Origin of the sequence: Nocardiopsis sp. TSRI0078 (assembly GCF_001905145.1) — a bacterium.
In the GTDB taxonomy this organism is placed as follows: Bacteria; Actinomycetota; Actinomycetes; order Streptosporangiales; family Streptosporangiaceae; genus Nocardiopsis.
On the sequence record NZ_LWLB01000033.1, the window covers coordinates 211,336 to 229,225 of the forward strand.

The 17,890-nt window shown below is 71.0% G+C and carries 13 protein-coding genes; all 13 read left to right on the plus strand.

Translation table 11 applies throughout. The annotated features are described in order from the left end of the window. The first annotated feature begins 107 nt into the window (after positions 1-107). The 13 genes from A6A08_RS20155 (at position 108) to A6A08_RS20215 (ending at position 17,477) form a co-directional block, all read left to right on the plus strand. Positions 108-1,151: an SIS domain-containing protein gene (locus A6A08_RS20155; protein WP_073704182.1), complete on the plus strand. Its 1,044-nt coding sequence runs from the start codon at positions 108-110 to the stop codon at positions 1,149-1,151. 79 nt (positions 1,152-1,230) lie between these two features. Beyond that, positions 1,231-1,542, plus strand: coding sequence for a PTS glucose/sucrose transporter subunit IIB (locus tag A6A08_RS20160; protein WP_274534056.1), 312 nt, complete (start codon positions 1,231-1,233; stop codon positions 1,540-1,542). A 64-nt stretch (positions 1,543-1,606) separates the two neighbouring features. Next, positions 1,607-2,095 (plus strand): PTS glucose transporter subunit IIA, encoded by a 489-nt coding sequence (locus A6A08_RS20165; RefSeq protein ID WP_073704184.1) that lies wholly within the window; start codon positions 1,607-1,609, stop codon positions 2,093-2,095. A 158-nt stretch (positions 2,096-2,253) separates the two neighbouring features. Then, positions 2,254-3,939: a glycoside hydrolase family 3 protein gene (locus tag A6A08_RS20170; protein ID WP_073704185.1), complete on the plus strand. Its 1,686-nt coding sequence runs from the start codon at positions 2,254-2,256 to the stop codon at positions 3,937-3,939. 188 nt (positions 3,940-4,127) lie between these two features. Continuing rightward, on the plus strand, positions 4,128-4,802 hold the full coding sequence (locus A6A08_RS20175) for an HAD family phosphatase (RefSeq protein ID WP_073704392.1): 675 nt from the start codon (positions 4,128-4,130) through the stop codon (positions 4,800-4,802). Positions 4,803-4,903: 101 nt separating this feature from the next. After that, positions 4,904-5,368, plus strand: coding sequence for a DUF6912 family protein (locus A6A08_RS20180; protein WP_073704186.1), 465 nt, complete (start codon positions 4,904-4,906; stop codon positions 5,366-5,368). Positions 5,369-5,618: 250 nt separating this feature from the next. Next, a complete protein-coding gene (locus A6A08_RS20185) occupies positions 5,619-6,368 on the plus strand; it encodes a haloacid dehalogenase-like hydrolase (protein ID WP_199866996.1) in 750 nt (249 codons plus the stop codon). Positions 6,369-6,718: 350 nt separating this feature from the next. Then, positions 6,719-11,587, plus strand: coding sequence for an NAD-glutamate dehydrogenase (locus A6A08_RS20190; RefSeq protein ID WP_073704188.1), 4,869 nt, complete (start codon positions 6,719-6,721; stop codon positions 11,585-11,587). A gap of 96 nt (positions 11,588-11,683) precedes the next feature. Beyond that, the gene (prfB, locus tag A6A08_RS20195) at positions 11,684-12,802 is read left to right on the plus strand and encodes a peptide chain release factor 2 (protein WP_073704189.1); all 1,119 of its coding nucleotides are present in this window, start codon (positions 11,684-11,686) and stop codon (positions 12,800-12,802) included. A 466-nt stretch (positions 12,803-13,268) separates the two neighbouring features. After that, positions 13,269-13,958 carry a cell division ATP-binding protein FtsE gene (gene ftsE, locus A6A08_RS20200; RefSeq protein WP_073704190.1) on the plus strand — a complete coding sequence of 230 codons (690 nt, stop codon included), beginning with the start codon at positions 13,269-13,271 and terminating at the stop codon, positions 13,956-13,958. Between the two features lie 57 nt (positions 13,959-14,015). Then, a complete protein-coding gene (gene ftsX / locus A6A08_RS20205) occupies positions 14,016-14,927 on the plus strand; it encodes a permease-like cell division protein FtsX (protein WP_206780079.1) in 912 nt (303 codons plus the stop codon). Positions 14,928-15,000: 73 nt separating this feature from the next. Beyond that, positions 15,001-15,465 carry an SsrA-binding protein SmpB gene (gene smpB / locus A6A08_RS20210; RefSeq protein WP_073704192.1) on the plus strand — a complete coding sequence of 155 codons (465 nt, stop codon included), beginning with the start codon at positions 15,001-15,003 and terminating at the stop codon, positions 15,463-15,465. Positions 15,466-15,488: 23 nt separating this feature from the next. Further along, positions 15,489-17,477 (plus strand): penicillin-binding transpeptidase domain-containing protein, encoded by a 1,989-nt coding sequence (locus A6A08_RS20215; RefSeq protein ID WP_073704193.1) that lies wholly within the window; start codon positions 15,489-15,491, stop codon positions 17,475-17,477. Positions 17,478-17,890 lie beyond the last annotated feature (413 nt).

Here is a 17,890-nt window from a genome sequence, read left to right on the forward strand (position 1 = left end):
GAAGCGGGTCCGGGTGAACGGCACACGGCCGGGGCAGCCTGGCACCCACCATCCGTCGACGTCCCGTACGACCGCCCGTCAACGCCTCACACAGGGGAAGGCCCTCCATGACCACCACGACGAGCGTGATGCGCTCCGAGATCGCCGAGCAGCCGGAGGCGCTGCGCCGCACCTTCGCCGAACTGCTGCCGCTGCGTCCGGAGATCGAGGCCCTGGGCCGCTCCACCAGGCAGGTGCTGTTCATCGCGCGCGGCTCCTCCGACAACGCGGCGGTCTACGGCAGCTACCTCCTCCAGGCGCACGCCGGCCGCCTGGCCACACTGGGATCGCCGTCCATCGCCACCACCTACGGCGCCCGGATCGACCTGTCCGGCGTCCTGGCCGTGGCCATCTCCCAGTCCGGCAGGACCGAGGAGATCGTCGAGACCATGCGCTGGGCCGCCGACTGCGGCGCCCGCACCGTCGGCGTCACCAACGGCGCCGGGTCCCCGCTGGCGCAGGAGGCCGACGTCGCCCTGGTCACCCGCGCCGGGAACGAGGTCGCGGTGCCCGCCACCAAGACCTACAACACCCAGCTGGCCGCCCTCGCGGTCCTGGCCCTGGGACTGGGGGCCGACCTGGACCCCGGCGACCTGACCCGGGTCTGCGAGGGCATCGAGGAGACCCTCGCCGCCCCCGCCGACGCCCTGGAGGAGATCGTCGAGCGGATGGTCGCCGTGCAGGGAGCGGTCATCTCCGGGCGCGGTATGGCCTTCTCCACCGCGCTGGAGGCCGCGCTGAAGCTCAAGGAGGCCTGCTACCTCCACGCCATGGGCCTGTCCTACGCGGACCTGCTGCACGGCCCCATCGCCGTCGTGGACCCGCGCACCCCGGCCCTGCTCGTGGCCGCCCCCACCGGTCCGACCCTGCAGGGCACGGTCGCCCTCGCCGAGCGCGTCCGCTCCGCCGGTGCCCCGGTGTTCGGCTTCGGCGGCGGCGACGCCCTGGCCGCCGCCAGCAACCTGTCCGTTCCCGTCCCGGACGTGCCCGAGTGGGTGGCCCCGATGAACCTGATCGTCCCCGCGCAGCTGCTCACCGAGCGCCTGGCCCGCCGCCTGGGGTACGACCCCGACGTCCCGCGCGGCCTGAACAAGGTCACGCAGACCTCCTGAGGGCACCCTCCCGGCTTCCCGGCCCCCCGCCTTCCGGGAGCGCCCTCCCAACACCCCGTTCGGCCGCGGGCTCTGGTGTGTGCGCCGTCTCACCCATAAGCTCGCCCTCAGGCCTCGGGGGACACCCCGTTCCACGGCAGAACATGGAGGACACATGGCTGACAAGGCAACGGCGATCGTCGCCGGTCTGGGCGGCGCGGACAACATCGAGGACATCGAGGCCTGCATCACCCGCCTGCGCACCGAGGTGGCCGACCCCGGCCTGGTGGACGAGGACGCGCTCAAGGCGTCGGGCGCACACGGGGTCCTGGTCTCGGGCAACGTCGTCCAGGTGGTGGTCGGCCCCGAGGCCGACAGCCTCACCGACGACATCCGGGACCTGCTCGACTGACACAGCGGCGGTACCGGGACCCCACCGGACGGATGAAGCACCTCTGAGAGGGAAGGCACCCCCCATGTCAGACGTGACCGGCGCGCTGCGCGTGCTCTCCCCCGTACCCGGAACGGCGCTGTCCCTCGAGACGGTGCCCGACCCCGTGTTCTCCCAGTCCATGGTCGGCCCCGGGGTCGCCGTCCACCCCGAGCCCGGCCAGGAGGGCGGGCAGGAGGGCCTACAGGAGGCCGTGTCCCCCATCGGGGGGACCCTGGTGAAACTGCATCCCCACGCGTTCGTGGTGATGGCCCCGGACCACCGCCGGGGCGTGCTCGTCCACCTGGGCATCGACACCGTCCAGCTGGCGGGGGAGGGGTTCACCCTCCTCGCGGCCGAGGGCGACGAGGTCGAGGCGGGCACCCCGGTGGTCCGCTGGTCCCCGGGCATGGTCGCGGCCCAGGGGCGGCCGTCGGTCGTGCCGGTGGTCGCGCTGGACGCGTCGCCCGACGCGCTCGGCGAGGTCGCCGACGGCGCGGTCCAGCACGGGGACCCCCTCTTCACCTGGAACTGAGCGGCCGGCGCGCGTGCGGGGCCCGCGCCCGGCCGCCCGGCTTCTCCGGTTTCCGGCCCCACCGCCCGGGCCCTCCCCGTGGCGACAGGCGCTCTGGCCTCCGAAAACGGGTATTCTCCAGCGGCGAACCCGCGATTCGCCGGAAGATGAGACCTGCCATGAGACTGTCCGTTCCGCACGCCCTGGCTCCGGCCTGCGTGGGGCTCGCCCTGATCGCCACCGCATGCACCACCGAGGAGGTGGGTTCCTCGCCGGAGGAACAAGAACCCCAGCCGTCGGCCAGCGCGGAGCCCTTCGAGCCCGTACTCGCGCCCCGGATGCTCGCCGAGATGGACCTGGACGACAAGATCGGCCAGCTCCTCGTCCTGACCGCCCAGGGCACCTCGGCCGCCGACAACGCCGCCCAGATCGAGTCCTACCGGCCCGGCGGCCTCATCTACTTCGACGCCAACCTCGAAGACGCCGGGCAGATCGCCACCATGTCGGCGGGCGTGCAGGACCTCGCCGCCGAGCAGGGGCGGGGCGTGCCCCTCTTCGTGGGCATCGACCAGGAACAGGGCCTCGTGGCGCGGCTGCCCGTGGGCACCCGCTTCCCCGACGCCATGGCGGTCGGCGCCACCCGCGACACCGAACTGGCCGAGCTGCGCGCCTCCACCACGGCAGAGGAGCTCACCGCGCTCGGCATCAACCTCAACTACGCGCCCGACGCCGACGTCAACACCGACCCCGACAACCCCGTCATCGGCATCCGCTCCTTCGGCTCCGACCCCGACCTGGTCGCGCGGATGGCCGTCGCCGAGGCGGGCGCCTACTCCGCGAACGGCGTGGCTTCGGTGGTCAAGCACTTCCCCGGCCACGGCGACACCGACGTGGACAGCCACAGCGGCCTGCCCGTCATCGACCTGCCGCGCGACCGCTGGGAGGCCGAGCACCTGCCGCCGTTCGAGGCGGCCGTCGACGCGGGCGTGGACGCCATCATGACCGCGCACGTGCTCATGCCGAGGCTGGACACGAGCGAGGACCCCGAACCCGCCACCATCTCGCCGGAGCTCATCGACGGCATCCTCCGCAAGGAGCTGGGCTACGACGGCGTGGTCACCACCGACGCCCTCAACATGGAGGGCGTGCGCCAGCGCCACGCCGACGGCGAGATCGCCGTGCGCGTCCTGGAGGCGGGCGTGGACCAGCTGCTCATGCCGCCGGACCCGGCCGCCGCCGTGTCCGCGATCCGCGAGGCCGTCGAACAGGGCCGCCTGACCGAGGAGCGCATCGACGAGTCCGTGCTGCGCGTGCTGGCGCTCAAGGAGAAGCGCGGGGTCCTGGAGGCCGAACCGGTGGACGCGGAGGACGCCGCGGCCGCCCTGGAGGACCCCGAGCACGCCGATGCCGCCCAGCGCGTGGCGGACGCCTCGGCGACCCTGGTCCGCAACGAGGGCGACCTGCTGCCGCTCGCCGAGGGCGCTGGTGTCAGGGTCCAGGGCGTGGGCGCGGAGCAGATCGCCGCCGCGCTCACCGAGGCGGGGATGAACGTGGTGGACGGTGCGGGCGGCGCGGCCGACGCCGTCGTCGTGGGCACCGGGGGAGGCAGCGGAGCCTCGGAGCAGCGCGGTCTGGTCGACACCGCGCGCGCCGGGGGGCTCCCGGTCGTCGTGGTGTCCCAAGGCACGCCCTACGACCTGGCGGCCTTCCCCGAGGCGGAGGCGTTCTTGGCCCTCTACTCGTCCGTGGACGTGTCCCGGGCGGCGGCCGCACGGGTCATCGCGGGCCGGGTGAAGCCCTCCGGGAGGCTGCCGGTGGACATCCCCGCGGCCGATGTCGAGGCCGGGGCCGGGCTGACCACCTGATCCGGGCCCGGGCCCTCCGGTGCTCCGCGTGCTCCCGGAAGGGGGCCGCGGTGGTTGAGACGGGCGGGGAACGGGAAGAACCGTTGCCCGCCCGACCTCTCGGGCGTCCGAGGAGCGGGCGGCGGTCCGAACGGACACGCACGACCACCGACGACCAAGGAGGGGATCGGATGGACGGCAACCGATGTGTGGGCGGAGCCCGGCGCGGGGTCATCTGCGACTGGGGCGGTGTGCTCACGCCGCCGCTGCGCGACGGCATCCGGGCCTGGCTGCACGCCGACCGCATCGACATCGAGCACTACCACGAGGTCATGCGCCCCTACTTCGAGGACAGCTGCGACGGGGACAACCTCGTGCACGCGCTGGAGCGGGGCGAGATCGACACCTGTGAGTTCGAGCGCGAGCTGGCGGCCCTGCTGCGCTGCACCCACGGCGGCCCGGTGGTGGCCGAGGGGCTGATCGACCGCATGTTCGGCAGCTTCGACCCGGTGCACGACATGTACGAGGTACTGCGCGAGGCGAGGGACAGCGGAGCCGGCACCGCCCTGCTGTCGAACTCCTGGGGCAACTGCTACCCCCGTGAACACTTCGACACCGCCTTCGACACGGTGGTGATCTCCGGTGAGGTGGGGATGCGCAAACCCGAGGAGCGCATCTACCTGCACACCTGTGAGCGACTCGGCCTGCGCCCCGAGGACTGCGTGTTCATCGACGACCTGGAGCACAACGTCCGCACCGCCGAGGAGCTCGGCATGACCGGCATCCTGCACACCGACGTGGGCGCCACGCGGCTGGAGCTGGAGCGGTTCCTGGCGCCGGACGGCGACGGCGCACCCCCGGTTCCCGACGAGCGGGCGGCCTGACCACCCCGCACGCCCCTCCCCGGCTCCGCGCCGGAGCACCGGGGCGGAGCCGGGTTTGGCACACTTGACGTGATCAGACCACGTTTCGGAGAGCCGCCCACATGCACGTCTTCCTGCCCAGCACCATCCCCGCCCTGGCCCGCCTGTTGGAGGAGGGACGGCTGGAGGAGGTCCCGCTGACCGCCTTCGCGGCCGACCCCGGCCCCGGCGCGGACACCGAGGAGGTCGAGTACGAGGCCATGTACGCCGCCGCGGAGGAGTCCCTGGCGCTGCTGGCCGCCGACCCCGGCGCGCCCCGCCGCCGGGTGGTGCTGGTCGCGGACATGCCCGACCGCGTGGTCGAGCACGAGGGCCGCGCGGGGGAGGGCGTGGCCCGTGTGAGGGTCACCGGGGCCGTCCCCTACAAGAAGCTGGCCTCGGCGCACGTGGACGACGCCGACGCCGCCCGCGACATCGCGGTGGCGGTCCAGGACCCCGCCTCGGAGGCCGCTGAGGACCACGAACTGATGTGGTTCGCCGTCCAGGAGCTGCGCTACCTCGTCCAGGAGGGCCAGGGCGGAGCGTGACCGCACGCCGGCCCCGGCCGGAGGGGCGCGGTGGGAGGGCTCTTCGGGGCCGCCCGCACCGCTGGGGCCGGACGGAGCGTCTCGGGGCCTCTGCCGCCGGTGCCGGGGCTCGCTGCGAGCTCCGCCCACGCCCCTTGCGGGCCGTGCCGCGCGCCGACCTGACCGTCGGCTCGTAGGGGCCTGTCCGGAACCACCTGTTCATGGCCGGGCCCGGGCGGAGGTTTCTGCCTTTCTCGTGCCATACGGCAAGATGGAGTCGTCCCCGACCGGTCCGTCTTGCGAGGAGTCAGCCATCAGCCGCCTGGTGCTATGGAACATCGACCTCACCCTCCTCGACGTGGGGCAGGTGATGAGGGCCGCCTACGCCGAGGCCTTCGAGAAGGTCACCGGTGAGCCGCTGGTCTACCTGACCTCGGCGGCGGGCCGCACCGACTCGGAGATGTTCTTCGAGTTCTGCGCCCGCAACTACGTCGACGTCGAGCCCGACAACGACATCCTGGCCGAGTTCCTCGCCGCCCTGGAGGAGTCCTTCGGCAACCGCTCGGGCGAACTCCTGTCCAGGGGCCGGGCGACGCCCGGGGCGGCCGCCTCCCTGGCGGCCGTGGCCTCCATGCCCGACACCGTCCAGACCGTGGTCAGCGGCAGCACCCGCGCCAACGCCACGGCCAAGCTGGTCGCGTTCGGGCTGGACACCCACCTCGACCTGTCCATCGGCGGATACGGTTCGGTCAACTACCCCAAGTCCAGCCTGATCCAGTCCATCCGACTGCACGCGTCGGGCGAGGGCGGACGGGTCTACACCGAGGAGGAGACGGTGTTCGTCACCGACTCCGTACCGGACGTGCGCGCCGCCGTGATCGGCGGCGCGGCCCCGGTCGCGGTGCTCAGCGGTTCGGCTACGGAGGGTCAGCTGCGCGAGGCCGGAGCGGCCGCCGTCCTGCCCGACCTGACCGATCCGCGCGCCGTGATGACCGCGGTCCACCAGGCGACGGCCCGGTAGCGACATGTTCACCGGCCCCGGGGGGTAGGTGGTGGCCCATGTACGCAGTCACCGATCACCGCAATCTGGCTATAACAGTAGGTAATCACCATGTAACGGTGTCGGTCCTGTTTCCGGGGTCGAAAGCCAGTAGCCTGGGCAGCGAGCGGGGCTGGGACAACGTGGTCCGAAGCCCCGCGTTCCGACGGCCTGTGCGCACAGGCCCATTCCCAACCGCCATGCCGGTGGGTTCCTTGCGGCCCAAGGAACTCACACGAAATAACACGACAGCACACGAGTTCACAGGTCACGTGACCGTTCGTTCTGCCAGTGCGCGTGCGACGTTGCTCACAAAGGAGTGAGAGATCCCTATGTCCGGGCAATCCGACGTCCATCTCCAGAAGCTGCTCAGCGACGCGGCCGCCAAGTGGTCCCCGGGGGCGCGCATCAGCCCCGAGGAGGCCGACGCGGTCCGGCGCTTCCTCCCCGTCTACTACCGCCACACGGACCCTGAGGAGATCAGCGGCCGTGCCCCGGAGCAGATCTGCGGACCCGCCGAGGCCCACCTCGCCTTCGGCGCCCACCGCGCCCCCGGAAGGGCCAAGGTCCGCGTCTACACCCCCGACGCCGAGCGGAACGGCTGGGACCAGCAGACCAGCGTCCTGGAGATCGTCACCGACAACGCCCCCTTCCTCGTCTCCTCCGTCACCATGGCCCTCGCCGACCTCGGTGCCGGAGTCCGGCTGATCGTCCACCCGCAGATGACCGTCGGCCGCGACCTGGGCGGGCGCCTGTGCCAGGTCGACCCCGAGGTCGGCGGCGAGGACCTGCTGCCCATCGACGAGTCCTGGATCCACATCGAGATCGATCCGCAGTCCGATCCCGGACGCTTCGAGGAGATCGCCGCCCGCGTGGAGAGCGTCCTGGCCGACGTGCGCTACGTGGACGAGGACGCCGCCAAGATGAGCGACCGGGCCATCCGGATCGCGGACGAGCTGGCCGCCTACCCCGACCGCCTCGTGGCCGGGGGAGTGGACCCGCGCGAGATCGGCGAGAGCGTCGACTTCCTGCGCTGGACCGCCGGACGCCACTTCACCTTCATGGGCTACCGCGAGTACAGCCTGGTCACCGACGAGAACGGCGACGACTCCCTGCGCCCGGAGCCCGGCTCCGGCCTCGGCATCCTGCGGATGGACTCGCCCGCCTCCACCAGCTTCGCCGCCCTGCCCCCCGAGATCCGCGCCAAGGCGCGCGAGCCCTACGTCCTCGTGCTGACCAAGGCCAACTCGCGCGCGACCGTCTACCGCCCCAAGTACCTGGACTACGTGGGCGTCAAGAAGTTCGACGCCCAGGGCAACATCGTCGGAGAGCGCCGCTTCCTCGGCCTGTTCACCTCCCAGGCCAACACCACCAGCATCTCCCAGATCCCCATCATGCGCCGCAAGCAGGCCGAGGTGCTGGCCCTGGCCGGGTTCGAGGCCGACAGCTACGACGGCAGGGACCTCGTCGAGCTCCTGGAGACCTTCCCCCGCGAGGAGCTCCTGCAGATCCCCGTGGGCGAGCTGTACAACATCGTGCGGGGGGTCCTGCGCCTGCGCGGCCGCCGCGGCACCAAGCTGTTCATGCGCCGCGACCCCTACGGCGGCCGGTACATGTCGTGCTTCGTGTACATGCCGCGCGACCAGTACAGCACCCGGGTGCGCCTGGACATCCAGGACGTCCTCGCCGACGCCTTCAAGGGCGCGACCATGGACCACAACGTGCTGATCGGCTCCGCGCCGCTCGCCCGCCTGTACCTGGTGGCGCGGGCCCGGCACGGGCAGACCCTCGCCGACATCGACCAGGTCGCCCTGGAGGAGAAGGTCCGCCAGGCCGCCCGCTCGTGGGACGCGGACTTCGACGAGGCCCTCACCGGGGCCTTCGGTCCCATGCGCGCCACCGAGCTCAAGGACCGCTACTCCGACGGCCTGAACGAGGCCTACAAGGTCGACAACAGCCCCGCGACCGCGGCCGCCGACATCGGTCAGCTGGAGAGGCTCCTCAGCAGGACCGATCCCGAGCGGCGGCACGGCGAGTTCTCGGCCGTCCTGTACCAGCGCGAGGACGCCGAGCCCGGCTGCTACCGGTTCCGCCTCTACCGGATCGGGGAGCCCGTCTCGCTCTCGCGCGTCCTGCCCGTCCTGGAGAACCTGGGCGTGGAGGTCGTCGACGAGTGGCCCTACGACATGACCGTCCAGGACGTGGGCCGGGTGTGGGTCTACGACTTCGGCCTCGGCCCGATCCCCGGCTCCGACCTGGCGCCCGAACGCCTCAAGGCCCTGTTCGAGGAGGCCTTCGACGCCTCCTGGCGCGACCTCGGCGAGAGCGACCGGTTCAACGCCCTGGTGGTGCGCGCGGGGCTCGACTGGCGCCAGCTCACCGTGCTGCGCGCCTACGCCAAGTACCTGCGCCAGACCGGTTCCACGTTCACGCCCGAGTACCTGGCCGACGTCCTGACCGCCAACGTGGGCATCGCCAACCTGCTGGTCGAGCTGTTCGAGACCCGGTTCGACCCCGACCAGCCCGACGAGGGCCGCGACGACCGCACCGGCGTCCTCGTCCGCAAGATCGAGGGTGAGCTGGAGGCCGTGGCCAGCCTGGACCACGACCGCATCCTGCGCTCGTTCCTGGCGGTCATCCGAGCCACCCTGCGTACCAACCACTACCAGGGCCACCCCTACCTGGTGCTCAAGCTCAACCCGCAGGAGATCCCGGACCTGCCGCACCCGCGGCCCCGGTACGAGATGTACGTGTACTCCCCGCGCGTGGAGGGCGTGCACCTGCGCTTCGGCGCCGTCGCACGCGGCGGGCTGCGCTGGTCGGATCGCCTGGAGGACTTCCGCACCGAGATCCTGGGCCTGGTCAAGGCCCAGATGGTGAAGAACTCCGTCATCGTCCCCAGCGGCGCCAAGGGCGGCTTCGTGTGCAAGCGGCTGCCCCAGAACGGCACCCGCGAGGAGGTGATGGCCGAGGTCGTGGCCTGCTACAAGCAGTTCGTCAGCGGCCTGCTGGACGTCACCGACAACCTCGTGGACGGCGAGACCGTCCACCCCGAGCGCACCGTCCTGCACGACGGCGACGACTCCTACCTCGTGGTCGCCGCCGACAAGGGCACCGCCACCCTCTCCGACACCGCCAACGCCATCTCCACCGAGCGCGGCTTCTGGCTCGGCGACGCCTTCGCCTCCGGCGGCTCGGTCGGCTACGACCACAAGGCGATGGGCATCACCGCGCGCGGCGCCTGGGAGTCGGTCCGGTACCACTTCCGGGAGATGGGCGTGAACGTGCAGGAGGAGCCGTTCACCGTCGTCGGCGTCGGCGACATGTCCGGTGACGTGTTCGGGAACGGGATGCTGCTGTCCCGGCAGATCCGGCTGATCGCGGCCTTCGACCACCGCCACGTCTTCCTCGACCCGGACCCGGACCCGCACACCTCCTGGGTGGAGCGCAAGCGGGTGTTCGACCTGCCCCGCAGCACGTGGGAGGACTACGACCCGAAGCTGATCTCCGAGGGCGGCGGCGTGCACCCGCGCACCGCCAAGTCCGTGCCGGTCACCCCGCAGGTGCGCGAGGCGCTCGGCATCGAGGAGGGCGTGGAGGCCCTCACCCCGGACGAGCTGATCCGGTGCGTGCTCACGGCCCCCGTCGACCTGCTGTGGAACGGCGGCATCGGCACCTACGTCAAGGCCAGTACCGAGACGCACGCCGACGTGGGCGACAAGGCCAACGACCAGTTGCGCGTGGACGCCTCCGACCTGCGCGTCAAGGTGGTCGGTGAGGGCGGCAACCTGGGGCTGACCCAGCCCGCGCGGATCGAGTTCGCGCGCGAGGGCGGCCGGGTCAACACCGACTTCATCGACAACTCCGCCGGTGTGGACACCTCCGACCACGAGGTCAACATCAAGATCATGCTGGACCGCGAGGTGCGGGCCGGGACGCTGGACAAGGACGACCGCGACCAGCTGTTCATCGACATGACCGACGAGGTCGCCGACCTGGTACTGGACAACAACTACGCGCAGAACACCGCGCTGGCCGCCTCGCGCAAGCAGGACACCCAGATGCTGCACGTCCACGGCCGGTACATGCGGCACCTGGAGCGCACCAAGGTCCTCAAGCGCAAGCAGGAGGACCTGCCCTCCGACAAGGCGATCGCGGAGCGGCGCGCGGCGGGCGGGGGGCTGACCAGCCCGGAGTTCGCCACCCTGCTGTCGTACACCAAGATCAGCCTCAAGGAGGAGATCGGCCTGTCCGACCTGGCCGACGACCCCTACCTGGCCGACACGCTGACCGGGTACTTCCCGACGCCGCTGCGGTCGGAGCGCTTCGCCCCGGGCGTGGCCTCGCACCCGCTGCGCCGGGAGATCATCGTCAACCAGGTCGTCAACCACATGGTCAACCACTCGGGGGTGACCTTCGCGTTCCGGCTCAACGAGGAGCTGGGCGCCAACGCGGCCGACATCGCCCGCGCCTACCTGGTGGTGCAGGACGTGCTGGGGCTGCGCCGGTTCTGGGGCCGGGTGGAGGAGCTGAACCACGAGGTCTCGGTGGACAGCCAGCTCGCCCTGCTGCTGGAGACGCGCAAGCTCGCCGAGCGCTCCGCCCGGTGGCTGCTGCGCAACCGCACCTTCCCCTTCGACATCAGCAGCGAGATCGGCTACTTCGCCGAGGGCGTGGGCGAGGTGCTGCCGCGGCTGGTCCAGCTGCTGCGGGGCCGTGACCGGGAGGCCTTCGTCGAGCGCCGCGACCGCTACACGTCGATGGGCGTGCCGACCGATCTGGCCGAGCAGGTGGCCGTGATGGTGCCCGCCTACTCCACGCTGGACCTGGTGGAGATCGCCCACCGCACCGGGCGCCCGGTGGAGCAGGTCGCCGAGCTCTACTTCGAGCTGGCCGACCGGCTCAACATCAGCTGGTGGCGCGAGCGGATCATCGACCTGCCGCGGGACGACCGCTGGGCCACCACGGCGCGGGCCTCGCTGCGCGACGACCTGTACGCGGCGCACGCCGACCTGACGGCCCGGGTGCTGGAGAGCGGCCCGGCGGAGGCTCCCCCGGAGCTGATCGCCGAGTGGCTCGACCAGAACCGGGACCGGGTGGAGCGCGCCGGGATCACCCTGTCGGAGATCCAGGAGAACGAGCGGTTCGACCTGGCCACCCTGTCGGTGGCGCTGCGGGCCTTCCGCGGGCTGGTGGACTGAGCCCGGCCGCCCACGGCGGCGGACACCAGGCACACGGGTTCCCCGCGCGCACTCGCGCGGGGAACCCGTGTGCGTTTGGCCCCTACACTGGGGTCCGTGGCAGAACTGGACCCAGCAGAGAAGATCAAGGACCTCGCGGCGACCCTGGCGAGTGTCACCGCCGTGTTGGACCTGGAGGCCATGCACACCCAGATCGCCGAGCTGCGCGAGCAGTCCGCGGACCCCGAGCTGTGGTCCGACCAGGACAACGCGCAGCAGGTGACGCGCCGGCTCTCCAGCCTGGAGTCCATGGTCAACAAGGTCAACGGCATCAGCCAGCGGCTCGACGACCTCGGCGTGCTCTACGAGCTGGCCGAGGCCGAGGACGACACGGACACGCGCGCCGAGGCCGACCGCGAGCTCGAACAGCTGCGCAAGGAGATCGGCGAGCTGGAGGTGCGCACCCTCCTCAACGGGCCCTACGACGAGCGCGAGGCCATCGTCTCGATCAACTCCCAGGCGGGCGGCGTGGACGCAGCCGACTGGGCGCAGATGCTCCAGCGCATGTACCTGCGCTGGGCCGAGCGGCACGGCTACCCCACGGAGGTGTACGAGACCTCCTACGCGGAGGAGGCGGGCATCAAGTCCACGTCCTTCGCGGTCAAGGCCTCCTTCGCCTACGGCACCCTGCGCGGTGAGCACGGCACGCACCGGCTGGTGCGCATCTCGCCGTTCGACAACCAGAACCGGCGCCAGACCTCGTTCGCCGGCGTGGACGTCGTGCCGATGGTGGAGCAGAGCGACCACATCGAGATCGACGAGAGCGATCTGCGGGTGGACGTGTACCGCTCCAGCGGCCCCGGCGGCCAGGGCGTCAACACCACCGACTCGGCGGTGCGCATCACCCACCAGCCGACCGGCATCGTGGTGTCCTGCCAGAACGAGCGGTCGCAGCTGCAGAACAAGGCCACCGCGATGTCGATGCTCCAGGCCAAGCTGCTGGCGCGCAAGCGCGAGGAGGAGCGGGCGGAGCTGGACGAGATCCGCGGGGACTCGGTGAGCAGCTGGGGCACCCAGATGCGCAACTACGTGCTGCACCCCTACCAGAGCGTCAAGGACGTGCGCACCGGCGCCGAGACCGGCAACACCTCGGGCGTCCTGGACGGCGACATCGACGACTTCATCGACGCCGAGATCCGCTGGATGCGCAGCCGCGAGCGCTCCGGCGACAACTAGGGCGACCGGACGGTGCCCTCCGAGGCCCCCGTCGCGCTCCGGCCCGGGTCCGGGCTCCCCGGGGGCGGGAGCCCCCGGCGCCCGGACCGCACTCCCGGGGGCCGGGTGGGCGTCCGCCGCGCAGATCCCGACGTTGCGGGCCGCGTACGGTGACACGCCCGGTCGTACGGCGCGTACCAGGAGTGATGCACGCGGGGCGCATGCGGAGGTTGTATCCCAATGGTGATGATCACGACTCCGCAGTTTTACCGAAAATGCTATATGTGAACGTTATCATCGGTTGACACCTCCGATATGCTCGTGGCTGCTGTCCGATAGGGCACTGATCCGCGGGGCGTGACGCGACTTGGACAATCCGGGCCGCTCCCCCCTCTAAACTGTCGGTTGGCCATGCGGCCGGTACGATCCCGCGCGGAGAGCCCTCCACGGCGGGTGCCCATACCTTCGAGAACCTTGTGATGCGCCTGTGATCCACTTCGATAACGTCACCAAGGTCTACCCGACCCAGAAGCGCCCCGCGCTCGACGGCGTTTCCATTGACGTAGACAAGGGCGAGTTCGTCTTCCTCGTCGGCCCGTCCGGCTCCGGAAAGTCGACCTTCCTCCGCTTGGTGCTCAAGGAGGAGAAGCCCGACAAGGGGCGCGTCAACGTCGCCGGCAAGGACCTGGCGCGCCTGTCCAACTGGAAGGTGCCGCACCTGCGCCGCCGTATCGGCTGTGTCTTCCAGGACTTCCGCCTGCTGCCGAACAAGAACGTCTTCGAGAACGTCGCCTTCGCCCTGGAGGTCATCGGCAAGCCCCGGCGCTTCATCAAGAGGGTCGTACCCGAGGTCGTCGAGCTCGTCGGCCTGGAGGGCAAGGCCGGACGCATGCCCCACGAGCTCTCCGGTGGCGAGCAGCAGCGCGTGGCCATCGCCCGCGCCTTCGTCAACCGCCCGCAGATCCTGCTGGCCGACGAGCCCACCGGAAACATCGACCCCGCGACCTCCATCGGCATCATGAAGGTGCTGGACCGAATCAACCGCACGGGCACCACAGTCGTCATGGCGACCCACGATGCCGCCATCGTCGACTCGATGCGTAAGCGCGTGATCGAGCTTGAAGAGGGCCTGGTAGTGCGCGACCAGACGCGCGGCGTCTACGGCCAGGCGTACTGACCTCTTGCTGCGAGGACCGGCGCGGCGAAGCCCCAAAGGATGGACCTTTAACAGATCATGCGAGCACAATTCGTTCTCTCCGAGACGTGGATCGGCCTTCGCCGAAACCTGACGATGACCATCGCCGTCATCACGACGGTGGCCATCTCACTGACCCTGTTCGGCGCCGGTCTGCTGGTCAACCAGCAGGTTTCCGAGATGCGCAGCTACTGGGACGAGCGGATCACGCTCACCATCTACATGTGCACCGACATCTCGCCGACCCAGGTCTGCCAGGAGAACGGTGCGGCCACCGAAGCGGACCGTGAGTCCCTCGAAGGCACCCTGAACGGCCTGAACGAGGTCGCGAGCTTCGACTACCTCACCGCGGCCGAGGCCTGGCAGGACTTCCAGGACCGGTTGGGCTCCTCCAACGAGGCGCTGGCCAACGCCGCGCAGGAGGGCGACATCCCGGACAACTACCGGGTCCAGCTCACCGACCCGGCCCACTACGACACCGTGCGCAACGCGGTCGAGGGCGCTCCGGGTGTGGACACGGTCTCCGACGACCAGCGTGTGCTCGAACAGTTCTTCGGTCTGCTGGACGGTCTGCGTGCGGCCGCGCTGGTGCTCGCGGGCGTCCAGCTGGCCGCCGCCGCGCTGCTGATCGGCAACACCATCCGGCTGTCGGCCTACAGCCGCCGCCGGGAGACCGGCATCATGCGCCTGGTCGGTGCGTCGAACTTCTACATCCAGCTCCCCTTCCTGCTGGAGGGCGCGGTCGCGGGTCTCATCGGTGGTCTGATCGCCTCCGGGTTCATCGTGGCGACCCGGTACACGCTGCTCACGCAGATCGAGGACTGGTTCCAGTTCGACGTGGCCCTGGGCACGGGATCGCTGCTGTACGTCATCGGCGTGTCGGTGATCCTCGGCGTCCTGCTGTGTACCATCACCTCGTTCCTCACCCTGCGCCGCTACCTCAAGATCTGACGGGGCCGCCGGGAGCGGAAGATTTGTCAGCCGGGGGGCCTCGTGCCCCCCGGACGTATGAAGGGACACATCTGTGGCACGGGAAACCGGGCGCAAGCTCATCGCGCAGAATCGGCGGGCCCGGCACGACTACCACCTCGACGAGACCTACGAGGCGGGCCTCGTCCTCACCGGTACCGAGGTCAAGTCGCTCCGACAGGGCCGCGCCTCCCTCGTGGACGGGTTCGCCCACATCAGCGACGGCGAGGTGTGGCTGGAGAACGTGCACATCCCGGAGTACTCACAGGGAACGTGGACGAACCACTCCGCCCGACGATCGCGTAAGCTACTCCTGCACCGCGAGCAGATCTCCCGGCTGATCGGCAAGACCCGAGAGCCCGGCCGCACGCTCGTCCCGCTGTCCCTGTACTTCAGCGACGGACGCGCCAAGGTCGAGATCGCTCTGGCCCGCGGTAAGCGCGAGTACGACAAGCGCCACGACATCGCCGAGCGCGAGGCGAAGCGGGACATTGAACGCGCGCTCCGCCGCCGTCGATGAGGCGCCCGAAAGGAACACACACGGTGTCCCCCCGTCCCCTTGGCCGGCTCACGGCCGCCGGCAGCGGCCTGCTCCTCGCCGCGACCCTGGCCGCGTGCACACCGCATCCCAGTCCCGAGGTGGCGGTCAGGTCCTTCCTGCTCGCCTGGCAGGACGGGAACCACGCGGAGGCCGCCACCTACACCGACGGCGATCCCGAGCAGGTGGCGGCGGCGCTCACCGACATGCGCGAGCAGCTCGACCTGGCGTCCCTGCGGTTCGACCTGGGACCGATCTCCCGTGAGGGCGAATCCGCCGACGCCGAGTTCGGGGTGCACGCCGACCTCGGTATCGGCGACCCGACCTGGAACTACACCGGTCGCATGCCCCTGGAGTGGGGCCCCGACGGCTGGCGGATCTCCTGGTCGACGAGCGTCCTGCACCCCGACCTGAGCGAGGACGAGCGGCTCGCGATCAGCTACGAGAGCCAGGAGCGCGGCCAGATCCTCGACCGTGAGGGCGAGCCCCTGGTCACCGCCGACAGCGTGACGGCCTTCGGCGTCCTGCCCGGCGAGATGGAGGACAAGGAAGCGGGGGTCACCCAGCTCGCCGAACTCCTGGACGAGGACCCCGACCCGCTGCTGAACCGGGTGCGCTCGGCGCCGCCCGAGCAGTTCCAGCCGCTCGTGCTCCTGCGCGGTTCCAGCGTGGACGGGAAGCTGCTCAGCGAGGCGGGCGGTATCTCCGGCGTGGACACGCGGGAGGTCGAGGTCAACATGACGCCGTCGGTGGCGCCGTTCCTCCTGGGCGAGGTCGCGGGCACCGCCGAGCACAGGGTGTCCTCCCGGGTCCCGGGCCCCTACCGGGCGGGTGACACCGTCGGCCTGAGCGGGCTGCAGAACATCTTCCAGCACGAGCTGGCCGGTTCGGGCACCACGCAGGTCGTCTCCCTGGACCGGGCCGGCGGGATCACCGACGTCCTGGAGGCCTGGGAGGGCGAGCGCAGCGGCGTCATCGGCACCACCCTGGACATCGAGGTGCAGCGGGCCGCGGAGAACGCCCTGCAGGCGCTGCCCGGGGACGGGTACCTGGTCGCGGTGGACACCGCCAGCGGTGAGATCCTGTCCGCCGCCAGCGCCTCCGGCAACACCGCCGACGACAACGCGTTCACCGGCTCCTACGTACCGGGAGGCGCCTTCACCCCGGTCTCCACCCTGGCCGCCCTGGAGTCGGGCGCGGCCGGGCCGGACGACGTGGTGCCCTGCGGCTACTCGACCGAGATCGGCGGGCGGACCTTCGTCAATCCGAGCTCCGGTTTCCTGTCCGGTCAGCCGGACCTGGCCCGCAACCTGGCCTTCAGCTGCAACGTCGGGTTCGCCGACCTGTCCGCCGACGTGGGCCGGGACGCCGTCGCCGCGGCCGCCGAGCACCTGGGGATCGGCGCCGAGTGGCAGCTGCCGGTCCCGGCGTCCTCGGGGACGGTCTCCATCGGCGGCGAGGACGTGGACGTGGCCTCGGCGATGATCGGCGAGCACGGCGTGCGCGTGAGCCCGCTGTCGATGGCGCTGGCGACGGCGGCGATCGCGGACGGTACCTGGCACGCGCCGACCCTGGTGCCCGAGGAGGGGCCGGCCCCGGACAGTGAGACGACCCTGGACGAGACCCGCCTGGAGGTGGTCCGCGAGGGGATGCGCGACGCGGTGGCCAACCGGATGCCCCAGCTGCTCGCCACCGGGGGAGAGGTGTACGGGCAGGCGGCCCGCACCGAGCAGGACGGTACCGCCCTGCACTGGTTCGTCGGCTACAAGGACGGCGTCGCCTTCGCCGTGCTGGCCGAGGTGGACCCGGAGATGACCCAGTGGTCGCAGTACGCGGTGGACGCCGCGGGCACCTTCCTGGCCTCGATGGCCAACGGCGTGCCCGCCGGGGAGAGCGGTCCCACGCCGGAGGAGTCGGCCGCTCCGCCCAACGAGGCCGACCTGACCGGCGGCGAGGGGATCGGGGGAACGGACGCCCAGGGGACCGGCTGGTAGCGGTCCGACCACCGGTCGAAGGCCCACACGGGCCGTTCCTTCGACCGATCGGGAAAAGGGCGGGTCCCCGGGGCAACCCTCCGGGGACCCGCCCGCGTCTTCCCCTATGACTGGGCCGCGACAGGGGGTAGCGGACCAGCGAGAGGCAGGACCTCATCTCGGGGGAGATCCTGTCGTTTCCCAAGGTCGGCCCGACCCTGCCGACCGCCCCCGCGGGCCGCGTCGACCACCTCTTGAGTCCGCGCCCGCGGGGGTTTCTCCCTGTTCGGGGAGGCGGGAGTGATTCTTTTCCCCGGCAGGGAATCAGCTTGGCCCCCGTACTGTTCAACAGGTAGAGTGACGAACGCGCAAGCGGTTCGCCGCTAGCATGCCGGCCGCTCCGCCCGCCAGACGGGGAGGCCGTGACAACTCCA